This is a genomic window from Curtobacterium luteum (assembly GCF_014646995.1).
GTDB classification, from domain to species: domain Bacteria; phylum Actinomycetota; class Actinomycetes; order Actinomycetales; family Microbacteriaceae; genus Curtobacterium; species Curtobacterium luteum.
Genome location: NZ_BMOI01000017.1, coordinates 1 through 10,552 on the forward strand (window position 1 = coordinate 1; position 10,552 = coordinate 10,552).

The following is a 10,552-nucleotide window of genomic DNA, read 5'->3' on the forward strand; positions in this document are numbered from 1 at the left end:
GGACGAGCGCGCCGGTCGTGGCGAGGGTGATCGTGGTCTTCAGGCTCTTGCGCATGATGAGTTCCTTTGCTGTGTCGCGCTCGGCGCGGCGTTCGATGGCGCGCCGAACCCACCCGATGACGGGTGGAGAGAACCAGCAGCTGCGGCTGGTGAGCGCTCCGGGTGGTTCCCGGTCTGTGCAGGGGATTCGGCACCCGTGCCGAACTGGTTTGGGTGAAGTCAGTGCCGTTACCGTTCCGTGACAAACACGCTCAGTACGCTCCACTGGTGGACCACGGGACCGTCGACGCCGGGAGCGTCCTCCTCGGCCGACCGCTGCGGCTCATCCGGGCGCTGTCCGGCGGTCAACACGCGCGGACGGCGCTCGCGGACGACGACGACCGGCCCGTGGTCGTCCGGACGTTCCCCCGCGGTGACGACGCCGTCGACCGGGAGACCGCGGTCCTCGAACGGCTCGGACCGCTCGGTGACCTCGCACCGCGGCTGCTCGCCCACGGCACCGTCGCCGGCGTCCCGACGATCGTCACGACCGCGATGCCCGGGACGACCCCGCCGGCGAACCTCGACCTCGACGCCGCCGCGGCCGCACTCGGTGCCGCACTCGCCCGGGTCCACGCGCTCGACCCCGTCGGACTGCCCGACGAGGGGCGGGCACCGAACCGCGCCGCCGGGCGGCTCGCACCTGCTGCCGCCGGCGCGTGGCCGACGACCGACCAGCGACGCGTCCTCACGCACGGTGACTTCTGGACCGGCAACGCGGTGTGGCAGGGCGACCGGCTGACCGGGATCGTGGACTGGTCCGGCGCGGTGTCCGCCCCACGCGGGGTCGACGTCGCGTGGTGCCGGCAGGACCTCGTGCTGCTCGGTGCGCCGGACGCCGCCGACCGGTTCCTCGCTGCGTACGAGGAGCACTCCGGTGTGCGGGTGGGCGACGTGTGGGCGTGGGACGTGCTCGCGGCCGCACGGGCAGACCCCTACGTGGAGACCTGGGAGCCGAACTACGCGGGCATCGGGCGGCCGGACGTGACGGCGCGGGTCATCCGGCAGCGCTTCGACGCGTGGGTGCGGCTGCTGCTCGGCTGAGCGGGGGTCTCGCGGCACGGGCAGCGGCGCGCGCCCGGCCGTGGCCGCGCGGGCTGGTCAGCGGCGCGCGGGCTGGTCAGCAGCGCGCTGGACGATCAACGGCGCGCCGGGCGGTCAGCGGCGCGCGGGCTGGTGCACGGCCTCGAGCACCTCGGTGCCCATGGTCCGCAGGGCGTCCACCACGGCGAGGCGCCGCTGGAGCGTGGCGTCGTCGAAGGTCACCGTGACGGCGTAGCTCACCGACGACGCCGGTCCGCGCAGGATGCCCGCCTCGGCCCGGACGCCGAGCGACGAGCCGGTGACCGAGACCACCTGCAGCCCGTGGTCGAGCGAGCGGTGGGCCAAGGGGTCCAGCGCGAAGGACCCCGCCACCAGGGACAGGTCGCTCGACAGGGACAGCCACCCGAGGACCCGGTTCGAGACGGCCTCGTCGACGACCTCGCCGAGCGCGAGCCCGCGGAACAGCCAGCTGAGCTCCCCGGTCGCCGCCACGGAGGCATCCGGGGCGTCGTCCGGACCCCGTCGGTCCCGCACGCGGTCGATGAGGGCCGTCCGCTCGATGCCGAGGGACTCCGCACGCTCCCGGACGGCGTCGATGCCGACGGTCGACAGCAGCGCGTTCATCGCCCACGCGTCTGCGGTGGCACCGACCAGGGTCGCGAGGTCGGACACCTGCATGGTCGACTCCTGCAGGAACTGCCACAGTCCGGCACCGGTGGCGGTGTCCCGGGCCATCCGCTGCAGGCGGTCGCCGTGCAGGCCACCGTCCTCGAGTTGCGCCGCCACCTCGATGAGCAGCAGCACCCGCCCGAGGCTCGCGACCGGCTGCACGAGGGTGTCGTCGACCGCGAGCAGCGCCTTGCCGGACGACGTGTCGATGACGGAGGCGCTGACCGCCGCACCGTCCCTGGCCAGGCCGCCCAGTGCCTCCAGGGTGGCTCCGAACCGGTCGTCCGCACCGCCGCGGTGGCGCCCGTGGTCGCGACCGCCGCCGCGCGGGCGGTCGCCCGCACCGCCGACGCCGCTCCGGTCCTGACGGCGACGCCGGGACGGCAGAGCCGCGTCCGGCTCGGCCATCACCAGATCGCGACGCGCTCGGCCGGGTCGAGGTACATCGAGTCGCCCTCCGTCACGCCGAACGTGTCGTAGAAGCCGTCGATGTTCCGCACGACCTGGTTGCAGCGGAACTCGTTCGGGGAGTGCGGGTCGATGCTGAGCAGGCGTGCGGCCTCCTCCGGACGGATCGCCATCCGCCAGGCCTGGGCCCAGCTCAGGAAGAAGCGCTCGGCGCCGCTGAGCCCGTCGACGACCGGAGGCTCCTGACCGTCGAGGGACAGCAGGTACGCCTTCCACGCGATCGACAGACCGCCGAGGTCACCGATGTTCTCGCCGATCGTGAGTGCGCCGTTGACGTGACCGTCGGGCACCTCGGTGGGCACGAGCGCGTCGTACTGCGCGATGAGGGCCTTCGTGCGCTCCTCGAACGCGGCACGGTCGGCCTCGGTCCACCAGTTCTCCAGGCGACCGTCCCCGTCGTACTGCGAACCCTGGTCGTCGAAGCCGTGCCCGATCTCGTGGCCGATGACGGCACCGATCGCGCCGTAGTTGGCGGCAGGGTCGCGCTGGGCGTCGAAGAACGGGAACTGCAGGATCGCGGCCGGGAAGACGATCTCGTTGAAGCCCGGGTTGTAGTAGGCGTTGATCGTCTGTGGCGTCATGAACCACTCGTCGCGGTCGATCGGCTTGCCGATCTTGCCGAGCTCGCGGTCGACCTGGAAGCTCGCGACGGCCCGGACGTTGCCGATGAGGTCGTCCGCGGAGACCTGGAGCGCCGAGTAGTCGCGCCACCGCACCGGGTAGCCGATCTTCGGCGTGAACTTGTCGAGCTTGTCGAGCGCGCGGGCCCGGGTCTCGTCGGTCATCCAGTCGAGGCCGGTGACGCTCTGCCGGTAGGCCTCCACGAGGTTCGCCACGAGTTCGTCCATCGTCGCCTTCGAGGTCTCGTCGAAGTGCTCCTGCACGTAGATGCGCCCGACGGCCTCGCCCATCGCACCCTCGACCAGGGAGACGCCACGCTTCCAGCGCTCGCGCTGCTTCGGCGCACCGGTGAGCGCAGTGCCGTAGAACGAGAAGTTCGTCGCGGAGAACGCGCTCGTCAGGTACGCGGCCGATCCACGGACGACCTGCCAGCGGAGCCAGTTCCTCCACGCCTCGATCGGCTCGGCGACCAGGAGCGCGGCCAGGCCGGTGATGAAGGAGGGCTCGCGGACCACGACGGTCTCGAACGCACCGGCCGGGGCGTCGATGGCCTCCCACCAGGCGCGGAGGTCGATGCCCTCGGCGAGCGCGGCGACCTCGGACCAGGGCAGCTTGTTGTAGGTCTTCTGGCTGTCCCTGGTCGTGACGTTGTCCCAGTGCTGCGCCGCGAGCGCGGTCTCGAGCCCGATGACGTCGTCGGTGCGGGCGCCGGCATCGTCGAACCCGGCGAGGGGGAACATGGCGGCGACGAACTCGCGGTACTTCGTCCGGATGTCGGCGAAGCGGTCCTCGCGGTAGTAGGACTCGTCGGGCAGCCCGAGGCCGCTCTGCTCGAGGAAGACGACGTAGGACTCCGGGTCACCCGGGTCGTTGTCGACGAAGAGCTGCAGGAAGCCCGGCAGACCGAGGCGTTCGAAGCGTCCGACCGAGCGGAGGACGTCCTCGACCGAGTCGATGGTGTCGATCTCCGCGAGCAGCGGCTCGATGGGCCCGGTGCCGAGCGCCTCGAGGCGCTCCTCGTCCGTGAACGCGGTGTAGAGGTCCCCGACCTTGCGCTCCTCCGTGCCCGGCGCGGCCTGCTGGGACCGCTCGACGATGTCCCGGACGGCGAGTTCGGCCTCTTCCGCGAGGATCGTGAACGCGCCGTACCGCGCCTTGTCGTCCGGGATCGGTGTGGCGGCGACCCACGTGCCGTTGACGTGGCGGTACAGGTCGTCCTGGGGGCGCACACCTGCGTCGAGCTCGTCGGTGTGGATGCCGGAAGTGCTTGCGACGTCGGTCATGGCGTCCACGATAGCCACCGTTGCCCGGGTGCCGTCGCCGACCTGTGGACGGCCTCGCGGTCGTCCACAGGTCGGGCCCGGGCCTCGTCATGCGAGTCCCGGTGCCACTACCGTTTCCGGCATGGGACTCCCTTGGAAGCTGCACGGTGACGGCCGGACCGTCTCCGCGACGACGATCGTGGCCCCCGACGAGCGCCTGGGTTGGGGGCGGACGGTCGGCCTCGGTGTCCAACACGTCGTGGCGATGTTCGGCGCGACCTTCCTGGTCCCGCTCATCACGGGCTTCCCGCCGTCGACCACCCTGCTGTTCAGCGGCATCGGGACGATCCTGTTCCTGCTCATCACCGGGAACCGGCTGCCGAGCTACCTCGGCTCGTCGTTCGCGTTCCTCGCCCCGATCGGCGCAGCGACGAAGATCGGCGGCATCCCGCTCGCCCTGTCCGGGATCATCGTCGTCGGAGCGCTGCTCGCCGTCGTCGGGCTCGTCGTGCACCTGGCCGGTGCTGGGTGGATCGACCGGGTGATGCCGCCGGTGGTGTCCGGTGCGATCGTCGCGCTCATCGGGTTCAACCTCGCGCCCGCCGCCCGCGACAACTTCGTCAAGGCGCCGGCGGTCGCGCTGATCACCCTGCTCACGATCATCCTCGTGACCGTCCTCTTCAAGGGGCTCATCGGGCGGCTCTCGATCGTCATCGGCGTCGTCGTCGGGTACGTCGCCGCCGTCCTCGCGGGCGAGGTCGACTTCTCGAAGGTCGCTGCGGCGCCGTGGGTCGGCCTGCCGACGTTCACCGCGCCGGCGTTCGACGCGGGTCAGCTCGCGATCTACCTCGGCTTCGTGCCGGTCGTGCTCGCGCTCGTCGCCGAGAACGTCGGCCACGTGAAGGGCGTCGGGCAGCTCACCGGCCGTGACCTCACCCCGCTCACCGGTCGCGCGCTCTTCGCCGACGGCATCTCGACCGTGCTCGCCGGTGTGGGCGGCGGCTCCGCCACGACGACCTACGGCGAGAACATCGGCGTCATGGCTGCCACGCGGGTCTTCTCGACCGCCGCCTACTGGGTCGCAGCGATCGTCGCGGTCCTGCTCGGGCTCTCGCCGAGGATCGGCGCGATCATCTCGTCCGTCCCGGCCGGGGTGCTGGGCGGAGCGACCACGGCGCTCTACGGCCTGATCGGGATCATCGGCATCCGCATCTGGGTCGAGAACCGCGTCGACTTCGCGAAGCCGAAGAACCAGCTCACCGCCGGCATCGCGCTCATCATGGGCATCGCCGACTTCACGTTCTCCTTCGGCAGCGCCACCTTCGGCGGGATCATCGTCGGCACGGTCGCGGCGATCGTCGTGTTCCACGTCATGGACCTCATCGGTCGGGCGCGGGGCACCGATCCGGCGACGCCCGCAGCGTCGGACGCTGCGCACGCCGCGACCGCGGCGGTCCCCGCGGAACCGCGCGCCGATTGAACGACGGTCCTCGGGGTCCCGGCGCGCGGGACGCTCCAGGTGACGGCCTGGAGGCGCGGTGCGGGCCCGCCAGGCGCCTCCCGGCCGGCGCGGTGCCGCACCGTCAGCGCAGGCCGGCCAGCCCCGTCACGAGCTGGACGGCGCCGAGCACCACGAGCACGACCACGAGCGAGAGCGATCCCCAGCGGGCGATCCACTCGCGGAGCGTGTCCAGCACGGGCTGCGCGCGACGGCCGAGCGCCACCGCGATCCCGATCGGGAGCACCGTGGGGAGCGCCGCGACGAGGACGAAGCACACGCCGGCGAGGACGGTCCAGCCAGCAGCGGGGTCTGCCTCGCCGAAGACGAGGCCCGCCGACAGCACGAGCACGACGACCTTCGGGTTGACGGTCAGGAGGGCACCGAGCCCGACGGCGTGCGCGCTGCCGATCGCATCCACGCGGTCGGCCCACCGCGAGCTCGCAGGTGACCCGTCCGGGAGTCGACGTCGTACCCACTGCCACACCGCGAGCGCGAACAGCAGGACCGCGGCGCAGAGTGCGATCACGGCCTCGACCGTCGTGCCGCCCGACGTCTCCGGAGGCAGACGCTCGCCGAGCAGCACCGCGACGGCGAGGCCGACCGCGATGGTCGCCGTCCACCCCGCGGCGAGTCCGACCGCGGACCCTGGACCACGCCGGTGGCCGAGCAGGAAGACGACCGAGGCCGCCGGCAACGGACTCAGCGCGATGCCGACGGCCGCCGGCACGAGCGCGAGGGCGTCCACAGCCCGGAGGATACCGCCGCCAGAATGGACCGGTGACCCACGGCTCCGAGACCCGCCGCGTCGACCGGGACATCGTCCGCCTCGCCGTCCCCGCGCTCGGGGCACTCGTGGTCGAGCCGCTCTTCCTGCTCACGGACACCGCGCTCGTCGGGCATCTCGGGCAGACGCCGCTCGCCGCCGTCGGCATCGCGAGCGCCGTCCTCCAGACCGTCACCGGGTTGCTCGTCTTCCTCGCGTACTCGACGACTCCGGCCGTCGCGCGGGCCCTCGGAGCCGGTGACCGACGGGGTGCGGTGCACGCGGGCATCGACGGCATGTGGCTGGCGCTCGTGCTCGGGGTCGTGCTCGCGCTCGTCGGGTGGCCGCTCGCCGCGCCGCTCGTCGACGCGTTCGGCGCTTCCGAGGACGTCTCGAGGGCGGCGACCGCGTACCTGACGCTCTCCCTGGTCGGGTTGCCGGGGATCCTCGTGGTCACGGCCTCGACCGGGCTGCTCCGTGGGCTCCAGGACACGCGGACCCCGCTCGTCGTCGCCACCGTCGGCTTCGTCGCGAACGGGCTCCTCAACGCGGTGCTCATCTACGGTGCCGGCTGGGGCGTCGAAGGGTCGGCGGCGGGAACGGTCCTGGTGCAGTGGGCGATGGCGGCGGTCTACGTGGTGATCGCCGTGCGGGCAGCGCGGGCGGCGGGAGCGCCGTTGCGACCGGGTGCCTCGGGCGTCGCACGCGCACTGCGATCGGGTGCGTGGTTGTTCCTCCGGACGGCGTCACTCCGGGTCGCGATGCTCGCCACCGTGTCGGTCGCCGCCGGGCTCGGGACGACCGGGCTCGCCACCACGCAGGTCGGGCTGACGGTGTTCTCCACGCTCGCGTTCGCGCTCGACGCCCTCGCGATCGCCGGTCAGGCGCTCGTCGGACACGGGCTCGGGGCGCGGGACCCCGATCGGGTGCGGTTGGTGACGCGTCGGCTGGTGCTGCTCGGGATCGCGGGCGGGGTGCTCCTCGGGCTGGTGACGGCGTCGGTGAGCCGGGTGCTCGGTCCGGTGTTCTCCGACGCGTCGGCGGTGCAGGACGCGCTGCCCGTGGTCCTGCTCATCGTCGCGGTGGGGATGCCGGTCGCCGGGTACGTGTTCGTGCTCGACGGCGTGCTCATCGGCGCGGGGGACGCACGGTACCTGGCGATGGCGGGCGGCGTGAACCTGGTCGTGTACCTGCCGCTGCTGTGGTGGGCGGGCGGGACCCTCACGGGGCTGTGGTCGGCCTTCGCCCTCGGGTACATCGGGGTGCGGGCGGTGACGCTCGGTGTGCGGGCGCACCGGCGCGGCTGGATCGCGGCGGCGCTGGCGCGCTGAGCGGGCGCAAGACTCGTCCAGGCGGGCGCGAGACTCGGCGTGGGCGACAGTTCTCGCGCGATCAGCCGCGAGAACTGTCGCTCAGCACGAGACTCGGGGCGCGGGCGGCGCGACCGCGTCAGCGCGCGGGCGGCGGCGCCGTCGTGTCGCCGATGCGCAGCTCGGACCGGAAGGCCGCGGGCTGCGCCGGAGCACCCTCGAGCATGGCGATCGCCGCCCGGGCCGCCGCCTGCCCCTTCTGCACGAAGGGCTGCACGAGCGTGGTCAGCTGCCGGATCGGCGTGCGGTGGAACAGGCTGTCGTCGACCGGGATGCCGTCGAACCCCACGACGCTGACGTCCTCCGGCACGCGCAGCCCGGCGTCGAACGCGGCCGAGATCACCCCGACGGCGAGCACGTCGCTCTGCACCACCACGGCCGTGGGTCGCGGAGCGTCGGCAGCGAAGAGCGCGGCGCCGACGATCCGGCCCTCCTCGACCGAGCTGCCCGCCGCCTCCCAGGCCGGCGCGGACGGGTAGACGCCCCGGACGCCGCGGAGTCGTTCGAGCGAGGTGTGCGCGATGCCCGCGGCCTCGCGCTCGGCGCTGACCGGACCGCGCTGGTGCGTGCCGTCGAGCGGGAGCGTGACGACCGCGACCGCGGTGTGCCCGAGGTCGCGGAGGAACGCGGCTGCGCGCCGTGAGGCCTCGCGGTTGTCGAGCTGGACGGGCACGGCGCCCTCGATCTCGTCCGCCTCGATCGCGACCACCGGGATGTTCCGTCGACGGAGCACGGCGACCGCGGGGTCGATCCGGACGTTGCACCCGATGAGCACGACCGCGTCCACCGGGGCGTCCACGAGCGGTCCGACGAGCCCGGCGTCGTCGAGCGGGCTCCGGACGAGGAGCAGGGAGGTGCCGGCCTCGCCCGCGACCTCGGCGATGCCGTCGAGCGTCAGGACGTTCACGGGGTCCCGGAAGGCGTCGCTGAGCCGTTCGTCCATGACGACCCCGATGACCCCGGACCGACCGCGGCGGAGGGACCGTGCACGCGGGTCGGGACCGCCGTAGCCGAGTTCCGCGGCGGCGGCGAGCACGCGCGTACGGGCCTCCTCGGAGACCGGGCCGGCCCCGCTGAAGGCGAGTGAGGCGGTCGAGGGCGCGACCCCTGCGGCCCGCGCGACCGCGGCGAGGGTCGGGCGTGCGGCACGGCTCCCCGTGTCGGGTCGCGCCGCGCCGTTGGCGGTTGCCGGTTCGTCCATCGCCCGTTAGCGTAACTGTCACCCGCGGTCGAATCGATTCGACCGCTCGCCCGACACGCGAGAACGCGCCCGACGCGCAAAACCGACGCGCAAGACCGACGCGCAGCACCGTCACCGAGAACCGACACGCAGAACCGGAAGAGCAGCATGACGACGACGTCCGCCCGCACCGTCCCGACCACCCGGGGCTGGATCACCGCGGTGTTCGTGGCCTTCACCATGTCGGGCCTCGCGATCGCGACCTGGCTCGGCCGCATCCCGAGCGTCCGCGACTCCCTCGGCGCGAGCACGTTCGAGATGGGGCTGCTCGTGCTCGGGATGGCGGTCGGCTCGATCGGCGGGCTCACCTTCGCCGGGCACATCGTCGCCAAGGTCGGTGCCCGGCGCGGGGTGCAGGTCGCCGCGTTCTGCCTGGCCGCGGGGATCGTCTTCGCCGGGTTCGCCGTCACGTTCGGGTGGGGTTTCGCCGCGATCTGGGTCGGCCTCGTCGCGTTCGGCTTCGGCAACGGCCTGGTCGACGTCTCGATGAACGTCTCCGGCGCCGCCGCCGAGAAGGCCGGCGGCCGCACGATCATGCCGATGTTCCACGCCGCGTTCAGCGTCGGGACCCTCGCGGGTGCCGGGATCGGCGCGCTCACCGAGGCCCTCGAGGTCCCGGTCGTCCTGCACTTCGCGGTCCTCGGGGTCGTGACCTGCCTGGTGATGCTCGCGGCCGCCGCCCGCTTCGGCGACGAGCACCGGTACGAGGAGCACCAGAGCACCGCGACCAGCCCGACCCCCGTGCAGCTCACCCGCTGGCAGGTGTGGGCACAGCCGTCGACCCTGCTCATCGGCGTCATCGTGCTCGGCATGGCGCTGGCCGAGGGCTCCGCCAACGACTGGCTGCCGCTCGCCATGATCGACGGGCACGGCCTCGACAACGCGGCCGGGTCCGCCGTGCTCACCGTGTTCCTCGCGGCGATGACCGCCGGCCGGATCGCCGGCAGTCCGCTCATCGACCGGTTCGGCCGCGTCCCCGTCCTCCGGGTCAGCGCCGCCGTCGCCGTGGTGGGCCTCGGGTTGCTCATCTTCGTGGACGTCATCCCGATCGCGATCGTGGGCGTCGTGCTGTGGGGACTCGGTGCGAGCCTCGGCTTCCCGATGGGCATGTCGGCCGCGGCGGACGACCCACGTTCGGCCGCGCTCAAGGTCAGCGCCGTCGCGACGATCGGCTACGTGGCGTTCCTCGCCGGACCGCCGCTCATCGGGTTCCTCGGCGAACACATCGGCCTGCTCGGTGCCCTGCTCGTGGTGTTCGTCTTCATCATCGGCGCCGGGCTCGCGTCGGGCGCAGCCCGCGAGACCGGCGCAGCCGCCGAGACGCTGCGGCGACGACGGGGCCGTGCGGCCGACACCGGCCGTGGTGGCGACCGCCCGCAGGACGCGATGACGGACGGCGGGGCCGCACCGCGCCTCCAGGCCGCGTCGACCGACCGCGCCGGCGCCGACACCGCCGCGTCGACCGACCGGTCCGGCGCCGACACGACCGGGGCACGCGCCGACCGTTAGGATCGCCGGGTGCGTCTCGTCATCGCCCGCTGCTCCGTCGACTACGCGGGGCGACTCTCGGCCCAC

The 10,552-nt window shown here is 73.0% G+C and carries 8 protein-coding genes; 4 read left to right on the forward strand and 4 right to left on the reverse strand.

Annotation, left to right across the window (positions count from 1 at the left end; genetic code table 11):
• The first annotated feature begins 267 nt into the window (after positions 1-267).
• Positions 268-1,083 carry a phosphotransferase family protein gene (locus tag IEY20_RS15470; protein WP_175327520.1) on the forward strand — a complete coding sequence of 272 codons (816 nt, stop codon included), beginning with the start codon at positions 268-270 and terminating at the stop codon, positions 1,081-1,083.
• Positions 1,084-1,197: 114 nt separating this feature from the next.
• On the opposite strand, the gene IEY20_RS15475 is transcribed toward IEY20_RS15470, so the two are convergent.
• Both IEY20_RS15475 and IEY20_RS15480 read right to left on the reverse strand, forming a co-directional pair.
• Entirely contained in the window at positions 1,198-2,160 is a 963-nt protein-coding gene (locus IEY20_RS15475) for a serine hydrolase (RefSeq protein ID WP_175327519.1), read from the reverse strand.
• Positions 2,160-4,124, reverse strand: a complete 1,965-nt coding sequence (locus IEY20_RS15480) for a M13 family metallopeptidase (RefSeq protein WP_175327518.1) — start codon at positions 4,122-4,124, stop codon at positions 2,160-2,162. The genes IEY20_RS15475 and IEY20_RS15480 overlap by 1 nt, the downstream gene beginning before the upstream one ends.
• Positions 4,125-4,245: 121 nt before the next feature.
• Here IEY20_RS15480 and IEY20_RS15485 point away from each other — a divergent pair, with 121 nt between their 5' ends.
• Positions 4,246-5,583 (forward strand): uracil-xanthine permease family protein, encoded by a 1,338-nt coding sequence (locus tag IEY20_RS15485; protein ID WP_022902962.1) that lies wholly within the window; start codon positions 4,246-4,248, stop codon positions 5,581-5,583.
• Positions 5,584-5,686: 103 nt separating this feature from the next.
• Here IEY20_RS15485 and IEY20_RS15490 read toward each other — a convergent pair whose 3' ends face one another.
• Positions 5,687-6,349 (reverse strand): GAP family protein, encoded by a 663-nt coding sequence (locus IEY20_RS15490; RefSeq protein WP_022902963.1) that lies wholly within the window; start codon positions 6,347-6,349, stop codon positions 5,687-5,689.
• A gap of 32 nt (positions 6,350-6,381) precedes the next feature.
• On the opposite strand from IEY20_RS15490, the gene IEY20_RS15495 reads away from it, so the two are divergent.
• Complete coding sequence (locus tag IEY20_RS15495) at positions 6,382-7,698, forward strand: MATE family efflux transporter (RefSeq protein ID WP_175327517.1); 1,317 nt, start codon at positions 6,382-6,384, stop codon at positions 7,696-7,698.
• 118 nt (positions 7,699-7,816) lie between these two features.
• On the opposite strand, the gene IEY20_RS15500 is transcribed toward IEY20_RS15495, so the two are convergent.
• Positions 7,817-8,938, reverse strand: a complete 1,122-nt coding sequence (locus IEY20_RS15500; RefSeq protein ID WP_175327516.1) for a LacI family DNA-binding transcriptional regulator — start codon at positions 8,936-8,938, stop codon at positions 7,817-7,819.
• Positions 8,939-9,085: 147 nt separating this feature from the next.
• Between IEY20_RS15500 and IEY20_RS15505 the strand changes: the two genes are divergently transcribed.
• Positions 9,086-10,486: an MFS transporter gene (locus tag IEY20_RS15505; RefSeq protein WP_229728103.1), complete on the forward strand. Its 1,401-nt coding sequence runs from the start codon at positions 9,086-9,088 to the stop codon at positions 10,484-10,486.
• Positions 10,487-10,552: the final 66 nt, after the last annotated feature.

Bases quoted from the DNA above. Each gene is read 5' to 3' on its own strand.
- IEY20_RS15475 (WP_175327519.1), bottom strand. From the start codon at position 2,160: ATGGCCGAGCCGGACGCGGCTCTGCCGTCCCGGCGTCGCCGTCAGGAC.
- IEY20_RS15485 (WP_022902962.1), top strand. From the start codon at position 4,246: ATGGGACTCCCTTGGAAGCTGCACGGTGACGGCCGGACCGTCTCCGCG.
- IEY20_RS15500 (WP_175327516.1), bottom strand. From the start codon at position 8,938: ATGGACGAACCGGCAACCGCCAACGGCGCGGCGCGACCCGACACGGGG.
- IEY20_RS15505 (WP_229728103.1), top strand. From the start codon at position 9,086: ATGACGACGACGTCCGCCCGCACCGTCCCGACCACCCGGGGCTGGATC.
- IEY20_RS15480 (WP_175327518.1), bottom strand. From the start codon at position 4,124: ATGACCGACGTCGCAAGCACTTCCGGCATCCACACCGACGAGCTCGAC.